The organism is Neobacillus notoginsengisoli, assembly GCF_003515685.1.
GTDB lineage: Bacteria > Bacillota > Bacilli > Bacillales > Cytobacillaceae > Bacillus_D > Bacillus_D notoginsengisoli.
The window spans coordinates 310,397-331,537 of the sequence record NZ_QWEG01000003.1 but is presented as its reverse complement, the minus strand read 5'-3'; the positions used below and the strand labels follow the sequence as shown (position 1 = coordinate 331,537).

The window sequence follows — 21,141 nt, the reverse complement described above, 5'->3', positions numbered from 1 at the left end:
GCAGACCGTCCTTCGGTCACTAAAGGCAGACTTAGCGACCGAACAGCAGTGAGGAGATAGTCCTTGGGTCACTAAAGGCAGACTTAGCGACCGAACAGCAGTGAGGAGACCGTCCTTCGGTCACTAAAGGCAGACTTAGCGACCGAACAGCAGTGAGGAGACCGTCCTTCGGTCACTAAAGGCAGACTTAGCGACCGAACAACAGTGGGCAGCCTGTCCTTCGGTCACTAAAGGCAGACTTAGTGACCGAACAGCAACGGGCCGTCCTTCCTTCGGTCTCTAAAGGTAATGAATTGATTCTGATTACTCAAACATTCCTCAATTATTCTCAATATGCTAACGCATGATTTCGAGTGATGTAGATCCAGGGAAGCTTTCCTTTGTGCTATCGCATTTTCTTCGTGAAGGCGGTTAATGTCCACTTGGATTGGCCACAATGTTATTGGTAAAAAGTTGATAAATGTATGTAAGGTACTCAAAAACGAAAACAATAAAAAAGAGCAGCCTCGGGGGCTGCTCTATGCTTTACCTGGATGTTCTCTGTTGCGGGGCCTGATTTTTGTTAATGTGATGATGGCAGAAATCACACAGACGCCACTTAACAGGATGAAAATCCAGCTGTCGGACTTCTTCATAAGAAGGGCAACCATCGGTGGGCCGGCGGCTACGCCGATAAAACGCATCGAACTGTAAATGGATGTGATGGTACCCCGCTCTTCCTTCTCGACCCCATCAGTAATCAATGCATCGAGGGAAGGGAGGCAAACGCCAATTCCAATTCCGCAAAATGTAAACATTGTCAGCAGGAACCAAAGTTTTTCCGAGAAGAATAGGGCAGCAATTGAGCCTCCTGCCATTAATATGCCAATTAATATCATCCATTTCATCAGTAACTTGTTTTTCTTTATTACTTTTCCAGTAATAAAGGAGGCGAGACAAAGGGCGCCTAATGGAAGGGCAAGCAAGAGCCCTTTTTTAATATCCTTGAAGCCCATTTCTTTTTCAAAAACTTCAGAAAGATAAAATAAAATGCCAAAAAGCACAAACATCAAAATCCCGCCGATAAAAAAAATAGCATATAGCCAACGGCCTTTCTTTGTGAAAGTATCTTTCACGTTTTTGAAAAAAGTTTTAAAAGGAATAGGTTTCTCTTCGGATTTCGGACATTTTACCAAAAAGACCATCATTGCGATAGAGATTGCACAAAACACAGGAATTAAAAAAAATGGCAAGAACCACAAAATCCCTGCTAGAAAGGCACCAAGAACCGGGCTAAGTACTTTCCCAAATGTGTTGGATGTTTCAATTATCCCTAAAGTACTGCTTACCTCATCCTCCTTCTTGAACATATCTCCAACAAGCGGAAGGACAATCGGTGCGGCACCAGCGGCACCGACTCCCTGCAATGCGCGGCCCGCTAAAATAATCCCATAGGCATCAGCCGCTTTCCATGAAGCCCATGCTGAAATTAGCCCTCCCAGGCCGGTAATGATAAGACTGGGAATTATGACTTTTTTTCGGCCAATGTGGTCAGAAAGATACCCTGCCACAGGGATAAGAAAAATAGCCACGATGGAATATACAGTAATGATCATACTTGTTTGAAAGGGAGAAATGTTCAGTTCCTTTTCCATAGAGGGAAGAACAGGAATCAACATGGAATTACCCAAGGTCATCACTAGAGGGATAGATGACAATGACAAGATGGCCCACTTCTGATTTGCAACCGAAGCGGATTTGCTTGATTTATTCTTTCCCGTTGTCTCACAAAGCTTTTCGCTGAAATCCATAATAAGCTGAACCGCCTTTTCGACAAATTCGTAAACATTCCATTTTGGCCGTATCTCGGGAATCTGGCCTCCGCTATAGGACTGCTGTATCTTTACTATTTACCAATGTTCTCAAATGTAGTAAAAAGAATATATCCTTTTATTAGCAAAGTGATTGGGGTCTTCATAAGATTCGCACATTTTTATGGAACTTCTTGATGTAACAGAGCTAGCTGAAGATTGGCATATGAAGCTGATAAAAATTTTCCAGGCAAAATGAAAAAACCACGCTTCTCAGTGTGGTTTTTCCGCTGTTACGCAAACTGCCAGTACCGGCCATACCTTTTTAAAGAAAACCTTGATGCTCTCCATACCGGCCACTTTAAAGTCTTCCTCCAGTTGTTTGCCTATTTCCAGGGCTGTGATGTCAGTCGCATCCTTCTCCCTCGGCTGAACGGTAATTGCCATTTTTCCTCCCTTTTTTAAGCAATCAGCCAGGTCCATTAACGTTTCACGAGGACTCTCCCAGAGCGGATAGTTGTTTACCGAATAAATCCTGTCGTATGTTTCGGGTTTAGACCGCAGTTCCGATACTTCGCCGTGATACAGATTGAGTTTTCCTTCCTTCATTAATCCATTATGTTTTAATGAAGCCTCTTCCATCATTTGTTTGGAAAGATCAATTCCATCCAAAAAGACGTTTGGATTTTGTTCAGCAATGACTCCGATTGCGTAACCAGGCCCATAGCCCACTTCAAGCAAAGTCTGTCCATCTCTAATCGTAAGCTTCTGAAGTGTCCAATCATTGATTTTTCTGTTTTCAACATACATGATTTTTCCCGCTAGTTTTCCTAAAAACCCTTTAGGAACAATGAATTGTTTTGCAAAGTTCGTCATGCTGTTAGCCTCCTTGAAGGATGTATACCCTTTTTATGAAAATTTACAGTTGAAATGAGAAAATTGTGTGATTTGTTACAGAGGGTGAGAGAGGATTTTTATTATACTAGAAGCAGGAATCAATCGTCTGGAACTCACTTTATTTAGAGGTATGTTCGATTTTGGTTGTTGATTTCCGCTCCACAAAGGAAAGCTACCTTGAATAATCATCGCAGTGACATGCTGCTTTTTGCCTGTCACGAGGCACTTCGCTTTCCGCGGGGCGTCAGTGGAGCCTCCTCGGTGCAATTGCGCCTGTGGGGTCTCCACCTTGCCGCTACATCCCGCCGGAGTCTTCGTGCCTTCCGCTTCAATCAACGCAATTATTAATCAATATTATCCTTTACATTGCTTGTTTATAATAGTGGGAAGAAGGGGGAGAGGAAGGATGCAGCTGTTGGAAGGAATTATCAAAATTCTGGATGAAAAGGGGCCTTTATCTCTTTATTCCTTATGTGATGAAGCAAATGGGCTTTGTTTGAAAGAGAAAGCACCGTTGCTTCCTTCTGAGGTTAAATCCATCTTGTCTAGGAAAAATGAATTGTTTTTAGTTTATAATGGAATTATTTCAATTATCCCCGAGAAACAGCCTGTTATATTGAAGGCATACTCGGAACGTCCCGGAAAGCATGCCTATCAAGTCAAGGTCAATTTTAGTAATGGCATTTTCACTTTTGTTGAGTGGCGGGACAAGGGATTTCCCGCCTTTCAAGAAACACCAAGGGAAAGGCAGCCTGGTGACATCCGTGATTTTAAAGCCAAACTGTATCATACACAAATATGGAACTGGAAAAGGAATTATGTAAAAGATAGAGGGATTGTCCTTGATGGTACGAGTTGGTCAGTCAGCCTGCAAACGAGGTCAGGCTCCTATATCAGCTCTGGCATCAATTACTTTCCTGCTAACTGGACAGCTTTTTGTATGGCAATTTCAGAACTGACAGGCTCTCCGTTTAGGTGAGCCTGTCGTTTTTTTACACAATACGAAGGCTGAAAATGGGACAGGCATTTGCAAAAAAGCGGGAATCCTATAAAATAAAAGAATAAAGTGGTTTATACAAAGGTGTGTTTTTATTTTGAGAGAAATAACGATGGAAGAATTAAACGAATTAAAAAATCCAGTCATTATCGATGTCCGTTCACCAGTGGAATTTAAAGAAGGTGCGATTCCTGGAGCAATTAATGTCCCCCTCTTTTCCGATGAAGAACGGAGCGATATCGGGATCATTTATAAAAAAGATGGCAGCGATGCGGCGAAGTGGAAGGCAATGGAAATTGTCTCCCCGAAAATACCTAACCTCTTAAGAACAATTAAAGAACATACTGGACCCTCGGGAATGCCAATTATTCAATGCTGGCGAGGCGGAATGCGAAGTAAAGCCGTTACTGCCTTTCTAGAATTTTCCGGGGTTAGTGCCAGAAGGCTTCAAGGTGGTTATAAAGCATTCAGGCAGTATAGTTTGAAGCGGATTCCTGAGTTGCTTCCACAAAAGTCGATTGTTATTCATGGCATGACAGGAACGGGAAAAACAGAAGTACTTCACCTTTTGGCGGATAAAGGGTATCCAGTCATAGATTTGGAACACCTAGCCGGGCACAGGGGGTCGATTTTTGGCGCGATTGGCCTTGGTGAAGGAAACAGCCAAAAAACATTCGATGCGATGCTGTACAAGCGCCTTGCTGAGCTTGGCAAACCTGCCTATACGATTATGGAAGCTGAAAGCAAGCGGATTGGGCGGATTGTTCAGCCGAATGAATTAATGGATGTAAAGACGTACGGAATCCATGTCCAAATTCATCTTCCAATGGAACAGCGGCTGAAGCTAATAGAACATGAATATATAACTCCTTATGAACAGGAGCCATGGTACCATGAGAAGGTAAAATCCGCACTTGAAAGAATTAAAAAGCGTATTAAAATCCCGGAAGCTAAAAACAAGCTAGAGGACGATCTAGACAAGAAGAATTATCGCGGCATGATCAAAACATTGCTTGAATCCTATTATGACCCGATGTATGAGCATAAACAGCTTGAATATGTGGGGGAATTTAAAGACATTTACGCAGATAGTATTGAAGATGCGGCAAGGAAGATAGAAGATTATTTGGCAGAACTCTCACTTGGCCCTTGCATTGTGAGTCAAACAAGGGGAAATAGCTGGTAAAACAATATAAAAACAGCCGCCGGCTTGGCCGGCAGCTGCATTCACATGGCAAAAATCATTACTTCTTAAAAGGCCTTAGCCCTCTCCGCTGAATTTCATCCTTCAGAACTTGAATCCATTCCTTCTCCGTTCCAGACTTCATTGCATCGCGATACGAAACGACTAGCTGCTCATTACTCATAATTTTCATTGGTTTGTAATGCCTCCTTGGAAGGTGGATTGAATATTCAGTTTATTACATTGTAAAGGTTCCAGCTGGTTTTGGAAAGCCTTTTGGTGAAATTATTTTAAAAAGGTACTTTAGGACGAGCAATGGCACTTTATTACTATGGAAATAGGAATTTTCAGATATGTTTACTCTGAATCTTTCCGGTGGTATAGAATCCATGCGACCTTCAGAAAAGAGGTAGAGAAATGGATCAGAAAAATAACTGGTATGCTATTGATTACCAAGAAAAGACTTTTACAAATATGGAATTCCTTCGGGAAGATGAAATTTGCGATCGTTCCTATTGGACATTTAAAGATGCGTTCACTCAGGAAATTATTACAGTGGAAGCGGAAGAAGTAAAGGAACTTCGCAAAATTGAAAGCCCCACCTTGCAGTACCCGGCTTGATTTGTTTATACTTGGTAAAGATAATCGTAAGGGGGCTTTAATATGCAGCACTTAAACTGGAAAGAAAAAGAGACAATAAAAAAAGTGAAGTGTGTACACACTGATGCAAAAAAATATATGGTTAAGTATGTTCTCACACCAGGAAATATTTATGACGTGAAAAATGAAACGGAAGAGTTTTATTTTGTTGTAGACAATACTGGAGAAGTTGGCGGGTATTACAAGGATTATTTCGTGGACAGCGAATAAGGGGGGACTGCCGGGAATTTGCTGGCAGTCTTTTCCGTTTGTTCAAGAAAAAAGAAAGGATCACAAACCTATATTTTTCAAAAATGAGGGGAGAGAATGGGATATTTTTATGTTGGGATAGGAGGGGCGGCTGGCAGCCTACTCCGCTATTTGCTTTCATTCCTCCAGACGCCCGATTCCTTATTGCCATACGGGACACTAATCGTAAATTTGTCTGGTTCATTCTTTCTTGGCTATCTTACTTCTAGATACAAGGACAAGATTAAAATTCCCGAATATTTATATACTGCCTTCACAACCGGCCTTATTGGCTCCTATACGACTTTTTCAACGTTTTGCCTGGAGGTAATCAAACTAATTGAGAGCGGACATGCAGTCCTATCTTTCCTTTATCTTCTAATAAGCGTAGCCGGGGGAATAGTTTTAGCTTGGTACGGCTTATTCGTTGGCAGAACGGGTTGGAAAAGACGGGAAGGGGTTCAGGGATGAAGCTGGTCTTTATTGCGGCAGGCGGGTTTTTAGGGGCTATACTGCGGCTGTATCTATCAAGGATGCTCAATCGGGTCGAGAGATTCCCCCGCGGAACACTAATTGCAAATTTATTGGGTTCGTTCATTCTTGGAATTTTGGCCTCTAAAGCAGTGAATGGAAATATGTATGCCCTCGCAGGGATTGGCTTCACAGGCGCCTTGACGACCTTTTCCACATTCATGCTTGAACTAGTTCAGCTGGACTCCGCACGCAAAAGAAGGACATCCATTGGGTATTTTGCGGTAAGTATAACAGGCGGAATGATTTTAGTCTTTACCGGCATCTTAATAGGCAGAATGTAAGAAAACCTTCCCGGTAAGAGAAACCAGGAAGGTTTTCATTATTTTTGAACAGATACACTACCCGAAGAAACTGGATTCTTATACAGATGCCTGCTGATCAAGGTCTGCAAAATAAGGAACGTCCCGCCTACTGCCCAATACAAAGGAAGAGCCGCAGGAGCATTCAGTGAAAACATGACAATCATGATGGGTGAAAGCAACCCCATGAATTTCATTTGTTGCTGCTGCTGTGCAGGCATGCTTGATTGAGATACCTTGAATTGCAGGAAATACACAATGCCAGCAATCAATGTAATGGCGATATCCGGGCTTCCAAGGCTGAACCATAAGAAATTATGGGAAGCAATCTCGGCGGAGCTTCGAATGGCGTAATAAAAGCCCGTCAATATTGGCATTTGGATTAAAATAGGGAGGCAGCCCATGTTCAATGGGTTAACCCCATGCTTTTGATAAAGTCCAAACATTTGGCTTTGCAGTTCCTTTTGTTTTGCAGCATCTTTTTCCGCCTTTATTTTCTTTTGCAATTCATCCATTTCAGGCTTTAAACTGTCCATTTTGCCTTTCATGATTAATTGATTTTTATATTGCTTAAGCATGAGCGGCATCAGGATCAATCTGATCATCAATGTAATCAGGATGATTGCCATCCCGTAATTGCCTCCAAAGAATTCCCCGAGAAAATGAATCGCTGAGCTGAAGGGCTCAACAAACACTTTTGTGAAAAAGTTACTTTTCCCATCTGCCGGTGCACATCCCGACAATAGAAAAACAGACATTAATAGAATACTTGGCAGTATAAAAAACTTATTTTTCCCTTTCATATTTCCTCCCGAGTAAATTATTTTTACTTTAGCTAGAAAGGAGGGAAAGGGGTGCTTCAGGGTCATCCGTTGAACAAAATTTCCTTTTTATATATTTTCCAATCCATTTAATGACAGAATTGGATGCTGGCGGCAAGCTCGTGGTTTTGGTAACTGAGAGTTGCAAACCGGTCGTTTCTGCTACCTTTTCTTGATTTGTAAAAGAATAGGTGCTGCTAAAATCAATCAACAGCTTTAAGGCAATACCAAAATAGATCCAGGCATATAAAGTTGTCCACGTATTCAGGTCATATATTTCTGCCAGCAGGTCTATCATGGAATCACCTCCCATTAGCGAATGATAAAAGTATACAGGAGAAAAGGAAATCCCGCAATGTGAATGAATGGGAAGAACAAAAGCGCAAGCGTCGTGGTCATCTCCGTACAAACTGGAAGGGCTTCGACTGAGATAAAGTGAAACTTCCATCAGCGATTTTTGCTGATGGTTAGTCCCGTTCTACTGCCGCTAATTCGCCAAAGAGCACGGCGACTAAGCGGCACTACGAACTTGATTGGTTCAACTAAGCCGCTGAAATGCACAGCGGCAAGTTTCACTGTATCTCACGAATCGGACCTTTAGGGTCAGTTGCCGACGGAGGAGGCTTGACTTCCCCTTAAGAGTGGGATAAAGGAATCACGAAGAGCGAAGCTACTACCTGCAGTACTTCATGAATTAGCATCTGTGAAGTCCTTCATGGGCTTTGCGGCGAACTGAAGGTAAGCTTCCTGAATATGCTACGGCGCAGGAGCACTAAGCGCATTCGTGCATGACTTATCGTAGGGAGGAGACCTGAAGTTTGCGCACGCGTAGGCGCTGGAGCTAGATGTAGCCTTGCTTGGTAATAAGTTACCCATAGTAGCCTAAAAAAAGGGACAATTGAGCGGTAACCATCCCAATTGTCCCTAAGATTAAATAGTGTGTTTCATTCCTGGGGTTACAGTACCTAATAAGTTTGCAGAAACAAGCCGCTTCCTGACACCGATGCCAATGGAAGCTGCCAGTGCAGCTTTAATGAGGCCGACCGGAATGAAGGGATAAAAGCCACCTTTAAAAGCTCCAGCCCACGGAAGGCCTGCGGACATTTTCAGCCAGGCTGTTCCAATCACGAGGGTTACAATCATTCCGATTGTGTTGGCGACCATAGCATGCTTGAAGGTAAAAGATGATTTTTCCATATAAAATCCAATGATAAAGGCAGTAGGAATAAAACCTACCAAATAACCGCCGGTCGGTCCGAAAAGGACGGAAATTCCGGATTTCATTTCAGCAAAAACAGGGACACCAACAGCACCAAGCGCGAGGTAGAGCATGATGGAAATCGTTCCATAACGGGCCCCTAGAATTGTGGCGGCGAGACCGATCGCAAGCGTCTGGCCGGTAATCGGGACCAGAGGAAGCGGAATCGTCATCTGTGCCAGAATCCCCGTAATTGCCGCAAATAAAGCAGCCAAAATCATGCGCCTCAATTTCAATTGTTCATTTGACATTTTATTCTCCCCTTTTTTGGTTAACCAGAATGTTTATTTGGTTGACATATAAAACTTTATTACGGAGGGGAGGGTTTTGTCAATCTTCATTTCATCACCAATAAGTGATCGTGTCGAACAGCCCGATCAGAATTAAAAAGAAGCCCGCGCTTTTTTGCACGATATTCCCTATTTTCCGGCTCTTCCTAATAAGGGAACCATCCATCCCCAAATACCACGCAGCAGCCAGAAAAACGATTAATGGAAGGGAAGTTCCGATGGCAAAAACAGGCGGCAGTACAACACCGAACGGGGTGCTGAGGACGATCGGCATCAAAGTGACGAAAAATAAAATAAACATCGTTGGGCAAAAAGAGATTGAAAAGGCAACTCCCATCAAGAACGAACCCCATTTTCCGGATCCCTTGTTTAACGGAATCGCTGAAAAGAGAGAATTTAAAAATCCCATTTTGAAAAATCCTGCTAAAAAAAGGCCGAGAAGGATAATAAACGGGCCGATTACTTTTCGGGAGGCTGCAAAAAACATCGTCAGCGTATTTTGGAATTCATGGCCGATTGCCCAGACAATCAATCCGAGACCGGAAAAAACGATGATTTTTCCCAATATAAAGAACCCCGCATGGACAGCCTGGCCATGCGCTTGCATACTTCTGTTCCCGTAATAAGTAATCGCGCTAATATTCCCTGTAAGCTGGCAAGGCGCCATTGCCCCGATTATTCCCAGCATAAATGCTGCCAGAAGAGGGATATGTTCAACTGTATGCAGCATATTGAGAAAAGGGGTGCTGAAGAAATTGCTAATATGAGTAAGAAGCTGATACATCATCCGTTATCCCCAATCTTTCATTATCTAGGGTTAAGATTAACAAATCATTATGAAGAAATGATGCAGAACTTGCCCCCCAGCTAATCTAGCAAAAATGAGCCAAGAAAAAACGCCGCCCTCATGGACAGCATTCATTCGTTACCTCACGGGGGCGTTCCAATGTCTTGTAATCGTTTCATAGGCTTCCTGGACTTTTTCATCACTAGGAGGTTCCACATCTTTTAATGGATACTCAAGGCCAAGAGTTTCCCATTTATAGACGCCAAGCTTATGATAGGGAAGGATTTCAACCTTCTCAACATTTTTTAACGTACCGACAAATTCCCCAAGTTTGGCCATGTCGCCCGGATCGTCTGTTACCCCAGGTACAAGGACATGCCTTAGCCAGACCGGAACTTGCCGATCTGATAAATATTTCGCAAATTCGAGGATGTGCTCATTTGCCATGCCGGTCAAGCCAATGTGCTTTTTCCTATCAATATGCTTGATATCAAGAAGCACGAGGTCGGTGTATTCCATTAGTTCATCCATCTGCTTGAGGAAATGAGAGGCACTTGAAAAACAGCCTCCTGATGAGTCAATCGCCGTGTGGATGCCTGCTTTTTTGCATTCCTTAAATAATTCGAGAAGGAAAGGGATCTGCAGAAGCGGTTCGCCGCCGCTGACGGTTATCCCTCCGCCTGAGGATTCCATGAAAGGAAGGTATGAACGGAGATCATCCATTATTTCCTCCACAGCCATCTGCTTGCCAGTCCCTATTTCCCACGTGTCGGCATTATGGCAAAATTGGCAGCGGAGAAGGCACCCCTGTGTAAAAATGACATAGCGGATACCAGGGCCATCAACTGTACCAAACGTTTCAATTGAGTGTATGTTTCCGTTCATAAGAAAATCTCCTTCCTTGATAAAAAAGAGGGGAGCCGGCGAAGTAGCCCGGCCACCCGATTATTATTAAAGTGATTCGTGGAACGTACGGTTTATGACATCCATTTGCTGTTCTCTTGTCAGCTTGATGAAGTTTACCGCATATCCGGAAACCCTGATTGTCAATTGCGGGTATAGCTCTGGGTGTTCCATGGCATCCATTAATGTTTCCCGGTTAAATACATTTACGTTTAGATGGTGCCCATCTTTGAGTGCGTAACCATCCAGGATGGAAACAAGGTTGAGGATGCGGTTTTCATCTTCTTTGCCAAGCGCTTTAGGGACGATAGAGAATGTATTTGAAATCCCGTCCAGCGAGTATTCATAAGGAAGCTTTGCTACAGATGCTAGAGAAGCAAGCGTACCTTTTGTATCACGGCCGTGCATTGGGTTTGCTCCCGGTGCGAACGGCTCGCCAGCCCTGCGTCCGTCAGGCGTATTGCCTGTCTTTTTGCCATAAACTACATTGGATGTAATCGTTAGAACGGACATCGTTGTCATGGAATCCCTGTAAGTTTGATGCTTATTAAGCTTCATCATAAAGGTTTTGACAATATCGACAGCAATGTCGTCAACACGGTCATCGTTATTTCCATACTTAGGGAAGTCACCGTTTATTTCAAAATCAACGGCCAATCCATTCTCATCACGGATTACTTTTACTTCACTGTGCTTGATTGCGCTTAAAGAGTCGGCTACTACACTCAATCCAGCAATGCCTGTTGCCATTGTTCTGAGGATTTCGGAATCGTGGAGCGCCATTTCAATCCGCTCGTAGCTGTACTTGTCATGCATATAGTGAATGACGTTTAGCGTATTGATGTACAAGCCCGCAAGCCAATCCATCATGTTATCGAACTTCTTCATCACTTCATTATAGTCAAGGACATCGGAAGTGATCGGAGCATATTCAGGTCCAACCTGGATTTTCAGAACTTCGTCAACTCCGCCATTAATTGCATAGAGAAGGGCTTTTGCCAAATTGGATCGGGCCCCGAAGAATTGCATTTGCTTTCCAATGGCCATCGCGGACACACAACAGGCGATTCCGTAGTCGTCGCCCCATTCAGGCCGCATGATATCATCGTTTTCATATTGGATAGAGCTCGTTTGAATGGACATCTTCGCACAGTATTTTTTAAAGTTCTCAGGAAGGCTTGTTGACCATAGGACAGTCAGGTTCGGTTCTGGAGCCGGCCCGAGATTATCAAGAGTATGCAGGAATCTGAAAGAGCTTTTTGTCACAAGCGGGCGTCCGTCCAAAGCCATTCCGCCGATGGATTCCGTTACCCATGTAGGGTCGCCGCTAAACAGCTCGTTGTAATCCGGTGTTCGCGCAAACTTTACTAGGCGGAGTTTCATGACGAAATGGTCAACAAGCTCCTGTGCCTCAACCTCTGTAAGTGTGCCAACTTTCAAGTCGCGTTCAATATAAATATCCAGGAAGGTGGAAACGCGACCCAGGCTCATTGCAGCGCCATTTTGTTCCTTGATTGCAGCAAGGTAACCGAAATACAGCCATTGAAAAGCTTCAACTGCATTGGCGGCAGGAGCGGAAATATCATAGCCATAGCTTTTTGCAAGTTCCTTCAGCTCGCTAAGCGCGCGAATTTGTTCCGCAAGTTCTTCCCTGTGGCGGATATTGTTTTCTGTCATAACACCGCTGGTGGATTTTAAATCGTTCTTCTTTTCTTGAATAAGGAAATCCACTCCGTACAGGGCTACCCTCCGGTAGTCGCCGATGATCCGGCCGCGTCCGTATGCATCAGGAAGGCCTGTGATAATGCCTGCTTTTCGCGCAAGCAGCATTTCTTCTGTGTAGGCATCAAATACCCCTTGGTTATGTGTTTTCCGGAAATCTGAGAAAATCCGCTCAACTTCTTCATTTAATTTATACCCATATGCTTCGCATGCGGCTTTTGCCATTCTGATGCCGCCAAACGGCTGCATGGAACGATTGAATGGCTTATCAGTCTGGAAGCCGACAACTTTTTCGAGGTCTTCGTTTAAGTAGCCTGGCCCATGGGAAATAATTGTTGAAACTGTTTCGGTATCCATATCGAGGACGCCGCCTTTTTCCCGTTCCTGGGAAGTCAAATCCATCACTTGCGCCCAAAGCTGATCTGTCGCGTCTGTTGCCCCAGCCAGGAAATCATCGTTACCTTCATAAAGCGTGAAGTTCTTCAAGATGAAGTCGCGGACATTTACTTCTTTTGCCCACTTACCTTTCTTAAATCCTTTCCACTGTGCAGATTCATCTTTGGTGGCTTTAACCAACATCGTTTGTGTCATTGTGGTTCACCTCTTCAAATATTTTAAAAGCAATATAACAGCTTAACTATAAACATCTTAATTTGAGTATAACAGATGGGATGTGAGAAGAATCACCCTTAAACAGACCAAATTGTTAACATATTGTGAAACTTATTGTTTTAAGTGGGTTTACGCTTGTGTTAACCACTGTGGTTAACTGAGTAAAAATTCAAAAACCTTTCATCTGTATTATAATTAAATCATGGTTTATCAAAACTGTTATATAAGAAGAAACCAATGATATCAACGTTATTACCATAGATGTGTTAGAAACAACCTTCGTCATTCTTATAAACAAAAAGCTGTTTTCCCTGAAGGAAGACAGCTTTTTGTTTGTTTTTTGGAAACTATAGATTTCGCGAAAGGGGATAGCTCATTTATCAAGCTTGGCTACCTCTAGCTTCAGCGCCTACGCGTGCCCAAACTTCAGGTCTCCTCCCTACGATAAGTCATCATCGAATGCGCTTAGTGCTCCTGCGCCATAGCATATTCAGGAAGCTTACCTTCAGCTCGTCGCAAAGCCCATGAAGGACTTCACAGATGCTAATTCATGAAGTACTGCAGGTAGTAGCTTCGCTCTTCGTGATTCCTTTATCCCACTCTTAAGGGGAAGTCAAGCCTCCTCCGTCGGCAACTGACCCTAAAGGTCCGATTCGTGAGATACAGTGAAACTTGCCGCTGTGCATTTCAGCGGCTTAGTTGAACCAATCGGGTTCGTAGTGCCGCTTAGTCGCCGTGCTCTTTGACGAATTAGCGGCAGTAGAACGGGACTAACCATCAGCAAAAATTGCTGATGGAAGTTTCACTTTATCTCAGTCGAAGCCCTTCCAGTTTGTACGGCGATGACCGAGGCGCTTACGCTTTTGTCAATTAATCTACAATAATATAAGCAATCATTGGCCCGTTATGTTCTATATCGGGGTGGACCTCGCAGATCAGCCTATAAACACCTTCTTTTTCAAAAGAAAGGTCCAGGACAGTTTCTTCTCCTTTTTTAACGGTTCCTTTAATAGAGGTGTTTTCAATCTTGAACGGATGTTCATTGCCGTTGACTCCATAAATAATGAGACGTACCTTTTCCTTTTTTTCAAGAAATATTGTCCCCGGATCCCATCTGTATGCCTCTATTTTTTTCCCAGTGGGAAGTGTTGCCGCAAACTCCCCTGTCACCATATGGACCTCGCGAACGGTTTTTCCGCTAACCTGATTGAAAACCACATCGTCACCGGCTTTTAGTAGCCACCAGGCCGCTGCTGAAACGATTGCCAAGCAGGCAGCAAGAAACAAGATAACCGTACCTTTTTTAATGACCAAAAATTGCATATGACCCCTCCTGAGATTTGTCCTACCACTAATTTATGCATGGGTGGTGAGGAAACTTGTCTCTTTTTTAAAGAAACTTCATTTGGGGAAGGGGGAAGGTTTTTATCCAAAAGGAAAAGCCGATAGGATCAGAGATCTTATCGGCTTTTAAGGCGTGACGATAGATAGAGCATGGCGAAAGAAATGATGATGATGATGATGACTAGTGCCCAGGCTCTTTCCGTTTGTCCAGACTCCATGGCAACATATATGGCAATTGGAACTGTTTGGGTTTTTCCGGGGATATTGCCGGCAAACATTAAGGTTGCGCCAAATTCTCCGAGTGCCCGGGCAAAGCTGAGGATTCCCCCGGTAATAAGAGCCCTGGATGATAAAGGAAGGGTTATATGGTAAAAAGTTTTCCAGGCACCCGCACCATCCATACGGGCCGCTTCTTCTATTTCGGAATCCAACGATTCAAAGCCGGCTTTTGCCGATTGATACATCAAGGGGAATGCCACAACTGTAGAAGCAATTGCAGCTGCCCAAGGGGTGAACATCATTGAACTCCCAAAGACGCTTTCAATGAATAAACCAACTGGGCTATGTTTACCGAAAAGTATAATGAGTAAAAAGCCTATTACAGTCGGAGGGAGGACGATAGGGAGCAAAAATAAGGTTTCAACGGCAGTTTGCCCCTTGAATCTCTTTCCTGCCATAAGCCTGGCAAGCAAGGTGCCGAACGGAAATGCGATACATAAAGCAAAAGTGGCGGTTTGAATTGAGAGAATAATAGGATCTGCCATATCTATATGGAACACAACAAATCATCCAGTCTGTATAAATATTACCGCCTTAAAAAAGGCGACTGCCTTTCCAAATGTGAAAGGAAAGACAGTCTTAATTTAACAAAGAAACCCTATTCTGTCACTGTTATAGGAAAAAGCCCTAGCCAAGCCTGTTTTCAACAAGTGAACAAACTTCATCAGCAGACAAGCCGTTCGCTTCAATAACAGAAGCTTTCGTCACCGTATCGTGCATCCCCATCATATTTGAATCAAGGCCGGTAATGACACAACATGCGCAATCGGCTGAATCTGATTCCTGTTTTAGTTCGACCACATCATAGCCGCGTTCTTTTAGTGCCTGCTGTACATTTGTGAGGGATTGTTCCACACCAATTTTAGCCATAAAAACCACACCTCCTTCTTCCATATTCTCTCTAGGAAAGAAGAAAATATTCCTTCATTGCATAATCATCTGTTGTTGGAAAATCCTAAAAAGGGAGGTGTAATGAATTGGGAAAGCGAAAACAAGATCCATCGACAATCGGCCTGAATTCTTCACAAGTGGAAGGGCAGGGGACGACAAATCGTGAAACAGGTAATAAGGAACACTCTTCATCAAGGAATAAACAAAAAAGGCATTGATTATTATCTGGGGACAAATTTAGGTAAACAAAAAAACAGGGGCGTTAACCCCTGTTTTTTTAGTACATCTTCGCAACTTGTTCCTGAAGATCTTTGTTTTCCAGATATTCATCATAGGTCATTTGCTTATCGACAAGGCCAGAAGGAGTCAATTCGAAAATCCTGTTGGCGATTGTCTGGATAAACTGATGGTCGTGGGAGGCAAACATGATTGATCCTTTGAAGTTAATCAATCCGTTGTTCAATGCCGTGATAGATTCAAGGTCAAGGTGGTTTGTCGGCTCATCAAGGAGCAATACATTCGCGCCTGAAAGCATCATTTTAGAAAGCATACAACGGACCTTTTCGCCACCGGACAGGACGCTTGCCTTTTTCAGAACCTCTTCACCAGAGAAAAGCATTCTCCCTAGGAAGCCGCGCAGAAAGCTTTCGCTATCATCCTTTGGCGAGAATTGACGCAGCCAGTCAACTAAAGATAAATCGCTGTTTTCAAAATAAGCTGAGTTGTCTTTTGGGAAGTATGCCTGGGAAGTCGTGATACCCCATTTGTATGTTCCCGCATCTGGCTCCATTTCTCCCATCAAAATCTTGAAGAGGGTCGTTTTGGCCAGTTCATTTGTTCCAACAAGCGCAATTTTATCGTCCTTGTTCACCGTGAAACTGATATTATCTAAAACTTTCACTCCGTCAATGGTTTTTGTTAGGCCTTCAACCATTAACAGATCATTCCCGATTTCCCTCTCTGGTGAAAAACCGACATAAGGGTATTTTCTTGAAGAAGGCCGGATGTCGTCCAAGGTGATTTTATCAAGAAGTTTTTTCCTTGAAGTTGCCTGTTTTGATTTAGAAGCATTGGCGCTAAAACGGGCAATAAAGCTTTGGAGCTCCTTGATTTTTTCTTCCTTCTTTTTATTCGAATCCTGTGCCATCCTTTGAGCAAGCTGGCTGGATTCATACCAGAAATCGTAGTTGCCGACATAAACTTGAATTTTGCCAAAATCCAAGTCGGCGATATGAGTGCAAACCTTATTAAGGAAGTGCCTGTCGTGAGATACAACAATGACTGTATTTTCAAAATTGATCAGGAACTCCTCAAGCCATTGGATGGCTTTAATATCAAGATGGTTTGTCGGCTCGTCAAGAAGAAGGACATCTGGCTTACCGAACAGTGCCTGGGCAAGGAGAACCTTTACCTTGTCAGATCCTGATAGGTCGGCCATTTTTTTGTCGTGGAGGGATTCGTCAACCCCAAGTCCTTTCAACAGAATGGCTGCCTCTGATTCTGCTTCCCAGCCATTCATTTCGGCAAATTCACCTTCAAGCTCAGCTGCCCTCATCCCGTCCTCGTCATTGAAATCTGCCTTCATATAAATGGCGTCCTTCTCCTGCATCACTTCATAGAGGCGGGTATGGCCCATAATAACTGTTTTTAAAACATCATATTCCTCATATTCATAGTGATTCTGTTTTAGGACAGCCAATCTTTCGCCCGGGCCCATGTGAACGCTGCCTGTCTGGGCATCGATTTCGCCAGAAAGGATTTTTAGGAAAGTTGATTTTCCAGCGCCGTTTGCTCCAATCAACCCATAACAGTTGCCCGGATTGAACTTTATATTAACATCTTCGAAAAGTTTTCTGTCGCCAAAGCGTAAACTTACATTACTGACTGTAATCATAGCATCCTCCAAATACACATAATCCTAAAAATTATACCATGTTTAGTGAGGGGATGCTAACTAATCCAAAAGAACCAAGTTGTTTTTGTCAATTGATTTGCGTTTTTCGTGTACTTCAAGTGGGTAAAGTCAAGAAGCAAGCACGCGCAGCATAATGAACAGAATGGATTTTTGTGCAAATTTTTCTAAAAGATTTTTAGGATTTTCACACTTTATTCATATTTTTGTTGTAGAATTAAGTTTAGGAAAAGCCGAGAAGAGAAGGTGAACCGTGTGGCGAAACAAAAGATTACGGAACTTGTTAAAAAGTTAAGGGATTCGGGAATCAAGGCTAGCCTTACAAAGCCAAAAGCCGACTACCTGTCCAACCTGCAGCACCTAAGTAAGACTCCTTCTTCAGTTAATTGACAAAAAAAAGCGGATAACCTGACCCAGGTTATCCGCTTTACTATTTTGATACAAATTAATCTATTTCTTTCATAATCGCTTTTAGGACTGCCTTTTGGTCAAAGTCCTTACCCATCGGAAACTTATCAATAAATCTATTGTTTTCATCAACTAAATAGGTAAAAGTGCTGTGGATGAAAAATCCGTTTCCTGGATCTTTGTATTGGAATTGGAAAGGCTCGGCTGCTTTTCGGATCTGTTCGTGGCTAATCTTTAAATTATCTTTGTCACCAGTCAGAAAAATCCAGCCGCCATCATCCTCAATTCCAAACATTCCCATATAATTACGCATGACTTCAGGTGTATCTCTATACGGGTCAATCGTAATTGTAATAAATTCAACGTCTTTCCCGAAAACGCCGTTCTTCTTTAAATCTTCCTTAAGCGCGACCATTTTTTGAGTGGTCGTCGGGCAAATATCTGGGCAATGGGTATAGACGAATTCAATAAGTTTAACCTTCGTGTAATCATCCCCGAAACGGTAAACCTCATTCTTTTGCGTTTTAAGTTCCACGTCTTCTGGGATTTGCGCAAGAGCATCACGTACGATAAAAAAAGATATGCCTCCCGCTATCCCAAGTGCAATAGCCGCAACACATATAATGATTATTTTTTTCATGCAAAAACGCCTCCTTTATCAAAGATAAAGGAGTTTTCGATAAAAGTGTGTGGACATTCTGTGAACGAAGTTTCAGTCAACATTACAGTATTCAATTGGGCAGTTTTCACAATTATTTTCTGTTTTCAAAAACTCCAAGTTGTGAATCGTAATCTTTTTGGCTTTTACACTGATGACTTTCTCTCTTTTTAAATCCCCTAACATCCGGCTGATAATCTCCCGTGCCGTCCCACAAAAATTAGCTAAATCCTGAGTCGTGACAGGGACAGTAATATAGATTCCATCTTCCTTCGGGATCCCATAACTGTTGCTAAGCCTGATTAGCGTAGAATACAGGGCGCCTTTTTTTCCGTAGAGCACGAGATCTTTAAACTTGGTCATCGTTTTCCGCATATGGTCATTCATCCACTTTAGGAACTCATAGGCTAACTGGCTGTTTTGAAAAAAAGCTTTTTCAAGGTCAGGAATCCCCAAAGCGGCAATTTCTGTATCCTCAACAGCCCTGGCACTGAAAATATACTTCGGATTTACCGTGAAAAGTGTTAATTCCCCAACGATATCGTTATGGCAGCATAATCTTAGTAGTAATTCCTGTCCTTCAGAATTCATTTTTGAGACTTGCACTTTCCCTGACAAAATAATATAGACCTCTGCTGCATCCTGTCCTTCCCGGAATACATATGTCCCTTTTGGGCAATGGAACCTTCTGTTCGCAGATTTCAATAGTTCGTTTAATTCGTATGATAAGGCAGGGCTTTTTGAAAAGTCATTCATTATATTTCACCCAAATCAAGTTATTGTTTGATGAAAGGAGAAGCTTCATTCTTATTTTACATGTGACGGGAGGGAATCGAGGGATGCTTTCTTACAATAATGAGAACAATTGAAAAAGCGGGGAGTGCAGCTTAAATAATTTCTTGGAAAAGGTAAATACTACATATGGATGAGCAAGGGCTAGAACAAAGAGAAGGAGGCGGTTTCATGTTTTTTGGAAGAAGGTTTCCCGTTGAAAAGGAAGAGGAAACATTGATCAGCACAGAAATTTATTCATGCAGTGATGATTCTTGCATTGGCTGGATGCGCAAAAATTTCGCCTCGGATGATTTATTATGTCCTATGTGCGGAAGTACAATGGATTCTGGAGTAAAGGACTTACCGGAAATATAAAAAGGAAGGAACGCTGGCGGCTGATCTTCAACCAGTCCCAGCTTCCTTCTTTATTTAAAGATTTTCATTTTGCTGCTTAATTTCGTCCCCTCCCATAATGACATTTGCTTCCTCTAACTGTTTGTGTTCGTCAACGGAATTACCCGGGATGCTTTCGGGATTCGGAAATGTATCCCCGGTTTCAATTGTAATCGTTGGGTTTTTTATTGCAGGGGTCGTATACTTCGTTTTCTTTTCCATTGAATTCAGCTCCTTGGGAATTAGCATATACTTTTAAGTAGTTGCTTATTCTCGCCCCTTTACTTCGAGTTCGGAAGCTTGATGGCCTTTCTTTTCTGATAGTTTTCGAGAGTCCCGAGTTCGGAATTGAGCAAAGTTTCCATGTTTTCTAAATCAGCTCTCCTTACTTGGGGATCAAGAGGATTCCATTTTATTGTGTAGACAAAATAATACTCCTTAATCTGCCTAAAAATAACCAAGGAGCAAGGGAATTTATCGAAAATAGCTTTGATATTATATTTTTTTGTGTAACTCCAACTCACCAGTTTCATTTTCTTTCCTCCACGGGTATACGCTCATAGTAACTATTTAAACATATAAAATAGACTTCAAACGTTCTAAACCACTATAAAATAAAGCTGTGTTAAGGAATATTGCTGATTTTTAACTTCGTTGATAGGAGCGGAGGGCACCGACTCCGGCGGGATGCAGAGGCAAGGTGGAGACCCCATAGGCGCCAAGGCGCCGAGGAGGCTCCACTGACTCCCCGCGGAAAGCGTGTGCCCGTAGTGGAAATCAACGGCCAAGTATATAAGACAAAAAATACCGGTTCTCCCAGCTGGGAAGGAACCGGTATTTTCTTTGAATCATCAATCAAGTTTTTTTGCAATGCAGCCTTCACATTCTAAAACGTACGATTCGGCTTGTTCCTGAATGTTTTCTCCGCAAACAGGGCATTCCTTTTGTGGCAGGTTTCGAAAGAATTCAACCGGGTTGATCAGCACTTCATTCACCCTCCTTATATAATACAGAATACTAATATTTACACTATTATAATACAGTATAATCATATTTTTATAAAATGTGAAAAAAGAAATTTTTAGAAAGAATGGGTTTTTCTCTTTCTAAATTGTGAACTTTCTATTACAATTGTATTAATAATGTTAAAAACGCAGGGGTTGATACTTGACAATGGGTGAATTCGCTTACACATTCAGTCCTGTTTTACTGATTTTTGCATTTGCTCTTACCATAATGGCTTCTTATACAGCTTTAGATATGTTTACCCTTATTCAATCGTCAAGGAAAAACAAAGGTTTACTGTTTATCGGTGGAACCTTCTCGATGGGAATTGGCATTTGGGTGATGAATTTTCTCGGTCTTCTCGCTGAGGACATAGATCGATTTTCCACATATCAAATTCCATTCACCCTTCTATCAATGATTATCGGCATTTCACTGACTGGAATGGCCTTCGTTGCATTAACCACTAAAAAGGTGAAGTTTTCCAGCTTACTAG

At 42.6% G+C, this 21,141-nt stretch carries 27 protein-coding genes and 1 pseudogene; 10 read left to right on the top strand and 18 right to left on the bottom strand.

What is annotated here, in order from left to right:
- Positions 1-518: 518 nt before the first annotated feature.
- Entirely contained in the window at positions 519-1,790 is a 1,272-nt protein-coding gene (locus tag D1B31_RS06280; RefSeq protein WP_118919889.1) for a bacillibactin exporter BcbE, read from the bottom strand.
- Between the two features lie 273 nt (positions 1,791-2,063).
- Positions 2,064-2,666: a class I SAM-dependent methyltransferase gene (locus D1B31_RS06275; RefSeq protein WP_118919888.1), complete on the bottom strand. Its 603-nt coding sequence runs from the start codon at positions 2,664-2,666 to the stop codon at positions 2,064-2,066.
- Between the two features lie 427 nt (positions 2,667-3,093).
- On the opposite strand from D1B31_RS06275, the gene D1B31_RS06265 reads away from it, so the two are divergent.
- Together D1B31_RS06265 and mnmH are read left to right on the top strand one after the other, a co-directional pair.
- Positions 3,094-3,666 (top strand): hypothetical protein, encoded by a 573-nt coding sequence (locus D1B31_RS06265; protein ID WP_118919886.1) that lies wholly within the window; start codon positions 3,094-3,096, stop codon positions 3,664-3,666.
- Between the two features lie 115 nt (positions 3,667-3,781).
- Positions 3,782-4,870, top strand: coding sequence for a tRNA 2-selenouridine(34) synthase MnmH (gene mnmH, locus D1B31_RS06260; protein WP_118919885.1), 1,089 nt, complete (start codon positions 3,782-3,784; stop codon positions 4,868-4,870).
- Between the two features lie 58 nt (positions 4,871-4,928).
- On the opposite strand, the gene sda is transcribed toward mnmH, so the two are convergent.
- On the bottom strand, positions 4,929-5,060 hold the full coding sequence (gene sda / locus D1B31_RS06255) for a sporulation histidine kinase inhibitor Sda (protein ID WP_118919884.1): 132 nt from the start codon (positions 5,058-5,060) through the stop codon (positions 4,929-4,931).
- Between the two features lie 224 nt (positions 5,061-5,284).
- Between sda and D1B31_RS06250 the strand changes: the two genes are divergently transcribed.
- The 4 genes from D1B31_RS06250 (at position 5,285) to D1B31_RS06235 (ending at position 6,570) form a co-directional block, all read left to right on the top strand.
- A complete protein-coding gene (locus tag D1B31_RS06250; protein WP_118919883.1) occupies positions 5,285-5,488 on the top strand; it encodes a hypothetical protein in 204 nt (67 codons plus the stop codon).
- 42 nt (positions 5,489-5,530) lie between these two features.
- On the top strand, positions 5,531-5,737 hold the full coding sequence (locus D1B31_RS06245; RefSeq protein ID WP_118919882.1) for a DUF6501 family protein: 207 nt from the start codon (positions 5,531-5,533) through the stop codon (positions 5,735-5,737).
- A 96-nt stretch (positions 5,738-5,833) separates the two neighbouring features.
- The gene (gene crcB / locus D1B31_RS06240; protein ID WP_118919881.1) at positions 5,834-6,226 is read left to right on the top strand and encodes a fluoride efflux transporter CrcB; all 393 of its coding nucleotides are present in this window, start codon (positions 5,834-5,836) and stop codon (positions 6,224-6,226) included.
- Positions 6,223-6,570, top strand: coding sequence for a fluoride efflux transporter FluC (locus tag D1B31_RS06235; protein ID WP_118919880.1), 348 nt, complete (start codon positions 6,223-6,225; stop codon positions 6,568-6,570). The genes crcB and D1B31_RS06235 overlap by 4 nt, the downstream gene beginning before the upstream one ends.
- 38 nt (positions 6,571-6,608) lie before the next feature.
- On the opposite strand, the gene yidC is transcribed toward D1B31_RS06235, so the two are convergent.
- The 9 genes from yidC to D1B31_RS06190 form a co-directional block, all read right to left on the bottom strand.
- Positions 6,609-7,391, bottom strand: coding sequence for a membrane protein insertase YidC (yidC, locus tag D1B31_RS06230; RefSeq protein ID WP_118919879.1), 783 nt, complete (start codon positions 7,389-7,391; stop codon positions 6,609-6,611).
- A gap of 28 nt (positions 7,392-7,419) precedes the next feature.
- Positions 7,420-7,707 (bottom strand): hypothetical protein, encoded by a 288-nt coding sequence (locus D1B31_RS06225; RefSeq protein WP_118919878.1) that lies wholly within the window; start codon positions 7,705-7,707, stop codon positions 7,420-7,422.
- Positions 7,708-8,339: 632 nt separating this feature from the next.
- Entirely contained in the window at positions 8,340-8,918 is a 579-nt protein-coding gene (locus D1B31_RS06220; protein ID WP_118919877.1) for a biotin transporter BioY, read from the bottom strand.
- Between the two features lie 94 nt (positions 8,919-9,012).
- Positions 9,013-9,741, bottom strand: a complete 729-nt coding sequence (locus tag D1B31_RS06215; protein WP_118919876.1) for an urease accessory protein UreH domain-containing protein — start codon at positions 9,739-9,741, stop codon at positions 9,013-9,015.
- Positions 9,742-9,882: 141 nt separating this feature from the next.
- A complete protein-coding gene (pflA, locus tag D1B31_RS06210; RefSeq protein WP_118919875.1) occupies positions 9,883-10,629 on the bottom strand; it encodes a pyruvate formate-lyase-activating protein in 747 nt (248 codons plus the stop codon).
- Positions 10,630-10,695: 66 nt separating this feature from the next.
- Positions 10,696-12,960: a formate C-acetyltransferase gene (gene pflB / locus D1B31_RS06205; protein WP_240035188.1), complete on the bottom strand. Its 2,265-nt coding sequence runs from the start codon at positions 12,958-12,960 to the stop codon at positions 10,696-10,698.
- An 891-nt stretch (positions 12,961-13,851) separates the two neighbouring features.
- Positions 13,852-14,304 (bottom strand): cupredoxin domain-containing protein, encoded by a 453-nt coding sequence (locus D1B31_RS06200; protein WP_118919874.1) that lies wholly within the window; start codon positions 14,302-14,304, stop codon positions 13,852-13,854.
- 137 nt (positions 14,305-14,441) lie between these two features.
- Positions 14,442-15,089, bottom strand: a complete 648-nt coding sequence (gene modB, locus D1B31_RS06195; RefSeq protein WP_118919989.1) for a molybdate ABC transporter permease subunit — start codon at positions 15,087-15,089, stop codon at positions 14,442-14,444.
- A 142-nt stretch (positions 15,090-15,231) separates the two neighbouring features.
- Positions 15,232-15,474: a YkuS family protein gene (locus tag D1B31_RS06190; protein WP_118919873.1), complete on the bottom strand. Its 243-nt coding sequence runs from the start codon at positions 15,472-15,474 to the stop codon at positions 15,232-15,234.
- Between the two features lie 107 nt (positions 15,475-15,581).
- On the opposite strand from D1B31_RS06190, the gene D1B31_RS06185 reads away from it, so the two are divergent.
- Positions 15,582-15,713 carry a YuzL family protein gene (locus tag D1B31_RS06185; protein WP_118919872.1) on the top strand — a complete coding sequence of 44 codons (132 nt, stop codon included), beginning with the start codon at positions 15,582-15,584 and terminating at the stop codon, positions 15,711-15,713.
- Between the two features lie 59 nt (positions 15,714-15,772).
- On the opposite strand, the gene D1B31_RS06180 is transcribed toward D1B31_RS06185, so the two are convergent.
- Positions 15,773-17,389: an ABC-F family ATP-binding cassette domain-containing protein gene (locus D1B31_RS06180; RefSeq protein WP_118919871.1), complete on the bottom strand. Its 1,617-nt coding sequence runs from the start codon at positions 17,387-17,389 to the stop codon at positions 15,773-15,775.
- A gap of 273 nt (positions 17,390-17,662) precedes the next feature.
- On the opposite strand from D1B31_RS06180, the gene D1B31_RS25005 reads away from it, so the two are divergent.
- The gene (locus tag D1B31_RS25005) at positions 17,663-17,797 is read left to right on the top strand and encodes a hypothetical protein (protein WP_275670699.1); all 135 of its coding nucleotides are present in this window, start codon (positions 17,663-17,665) and stop codon (positions 17,795-17,797) included.
- Positions 17,798-17,852: 55 nt separating this feature from the next.
- Here D1B31_RS25005 and D1B31_RS06175 read toward each other — a convergent pair whose 3' ends face one another.
- The gene (locus D1B31_RS06175; RefSeq protein WP_118919870.1) at positions 17,853-18,455 is read right to left on the bottom strand and encodes an SCO family protein; all 603 of its coding nucleotides are present in this window, start codon (positions 18,453-18,455) and stop codon (positions 17,853-17,855) included.
- 72 nt (positions 18,456-18,527) lie between these two features.
- On the bottom strand, positions 18,528-19,229 hold the full coding sequence (locus D1B31_RS06170; protein ID WP_118919869.1) for a Crp/Fnr family transcriptional regulator: 702 nt from the start codon (positions 19,227-19,229) through the stop codon (positions 18,528-18,530).
- A 165-nt stretch (positions 19,230-19,394) separates the two neighbouring features.
- On the opposite strand from D1B31_RS06170, the gene D1B31_RS06165 reads away from it, so the two are divergent.
- Positions 19,395-19,622 (top strand): cold-inducible protein YdjO-related protein, encoded by a 228-nt coding sequence (locus tag D1B31_RS06165; protein WP_240035187.1) that lies wholly within the window; start codon positions 19,395-19,397, stop codon positions 19,620-19,622.
- Positions 19,623-19,676: 54 nt separating this feature from the next.
- On the opposite strand, the gene D1B31_RS06160 is transcribed toward D1B31_RS06165, so the two are convergent.
- From D1B31_RS06160 to yhfH, 3 genes are all read right to left on the bottom strand, one after another.
- The gene (locus D1B31_RS06160; protein ID WP_118919867.1) at positions 19,677-19,862 is read right to left on the bottom strand and encodes a hypothetical protein; all 186 of its coding nucleotides are present in this window, start codon (positions 19,860-19,862) and stop codon (positions 19,677-19,679) included.
- Positions 19,863-19,921: 59 nt separating this feature from the next.
- Positions 19,922-20,173 carry a hypothetical protein gene (locus D1B31_RS06155; protein WP_118919866.1) on the bottom strand — a complete coding sequence of 84 codons (252 nt, stop codon included), beginning with the start codon at positions 20,171-20,173 and terminating at the stop codon, positions 19,922-19,924.
- A 318-nt stretch (positions 20,174-20,491) separates the two neighbouring features.
- On the bottom strand, positions 20,492-20,635 hold the full coding sequence (yhfH, locus tag D1B31_RS06150) for a protein YhfH (protein WP_420846071.1): 144 nt from the start codon (positions 20,633-20,635) through the stop codon (positions 20,492-20,494).
- Positions 20,636-20,813: 178 nt separating this feature from the next.
- On the opposite strand from yhfH, the pseudogene D1B31_RS25175 reads away from it, so the two are divergent.
- Positions 20,814-21,131: pseudogene (locus tag D1B31_RS25175) on the top strand (MHYT domain-containing protein); the annotation flags it as partial.
- Between the last annotated feature and the right edge of the window lie 10 nt (positions 21,132-21,141).

Bases quoted from the DNA above. Each gene is read 5' to 3' on its own strand.
- D1B31_RS06280 (WP_118919889.1), bottom strand. From the start codon at position 1,790: ATGGATTTCAGCGAAAAGCTTTGTGAGACAACGGGAAAGAATAAATCA.
- D1B31_RS06220 (WP_118919877.1), bottom strand. From the start codon at position 8,918: ATGTCAAATGAACAATTGAAATTGAGGCGCATGATTTTGGCTGCTTTA.
- crcB (WP_118919881.1), top strand. From the start codon at position 5,834: ATGGGATATTTTTATGTTGGGATAGGAGGGGCGGCTGGCAGCCTACTC.
- D1B31_RS06250 (WP_118919883.1), top strand. From the start codon at position 5,285: ATGGATCAGAAAAATAACTGGTATGCTATTGATTACCAAGAAAAGACT.
- D1B31_RS06175 (WP_118919870.1), bottom strand. From the start codon at position 18,455: ATGAAAAAAATAATCATTATATGTGTTGCGGCTATTGCACTTGGGATA.
- sda (WP_118919884.1), bottom strand. From the start codon at position 5,060: ATGAAAATTATGAGTAATGAGCAGCTAGTCGTTTCGTATCGCGATGCA.
- D1B31_RS06215 (WP_118919876.1), bottom strand. From the start codon at position 9,741: ATGTATCAGCTTCTTACTCATATTAGCAATTTCTTCAGCACCCCTTTT.
- modB (WP_118919989.1), bottom strand. From the start codon at position 15,089: ATGGCAGATCCTATTATTCTCTCAATTCAAACCGCCACTTTTGCTTTA.
- D1B31_RS06165 (WP_240035187.1), top strand. From the start codon at position 19,395: ATGGATGAGCAAGGGCTAGAACAAAGAGAAGGAGGCGGTTTCATGTTT.
- D1B31_RS06190 (WP_118919873.1), bottom strand. From the start codon at position 15,474: ATGGCTAAAATTGGTGTGGAACAATCCCTCACAAATGTACAGCAGGCA.
- D1B31_RS06245 (WP_118919882.1), top strand. From the start codon at position 5,531: ATGCAGCACTTAAACTGGAAAGAAAAAGAGACAATAAAAAAAGTGAAG.
- D1B31_RS06235 (WP_118919880.1), top strand. From the start codon at position 6,223: ATGAAGCTGGTCTTTATTGCGGCAGGCGGGTTTTTAGGGGCTATACTG.
- D1B31_RS06275 (WP_118919888.1), bottom strand. From the start codon at position 2,666: ATGACGAACTTTGCAAAACAATTCATTGTTCCTAAAGGGTTTTTAGGA.
- D1B31_RS06180 (WP_118919871.1), bottom strand. From the start codon at position 17,389: ATGATTACAGTCAGTAATGTAAGTTTACGCTTTGGCGACAGAAAACTT.
- D1B31_RS06160 (WP_118919867.1), bottom strand. From the start codon at position 19,862: ATGGAAAAGAAAACGAAGTATACGACCCCTGCAATAAAAAACCCAACG.
- yidC (WP_118919879.1), bottom strand. From the start codon at position 7,391: ATGAAAGGGAAAAATAAGTTTTTTATACTGCCAAGTATTCTATTAATG.
- pflA (WP_118919875.1), bottom strand. From the start codon at position 10,629: ATGAACGGAAACATACACTCAATTGAAACGTTTGGTACAGTTGATGGC.
- D1B31_RS06265 (WP_118919886.1), top strand. From the start codon at position 3,094: ATGCAGCTGTTGGAAGGAATTATCAAAATTCTGGATGAAAAGGGGCCT.
- D1B31_RS06155 (WP_118919866.1), bottom strand. From the start codon at position 20,173: ATGAAACTGGTGAGTTGGAGTTACACAAAAAAATATAATATCAAAGCT.
- D1B31_RS06200 (WP_118919874.1), bottom strand. From the start codon at position 14,304: ATGCAATTTTTGGTCATTAAAAAAGGTACGGTTATCTTGTTTCTTGCT.
- pflB (WP_240035188.1), bottom strand. From the start codon at position 12,960: ATGACACAAACGATGTTGGTTAAAGCCACCAAAGATGAATCTGCACAG.
- D1B31_RS06225 (WP_118919878.1), bottom strand. From the start codon at position 7,707: ATGATAGACCTGCTGGCAGAAATATATGACCTGAATACGTGGACAACT.
- D1B31_RS06170 (WP_118919869.1), bottom strand. From the start codon at position 19,229: ATGAATGACTTTTCAAAAAGCCCTGCCTTATCATACGAATTAAACGAA.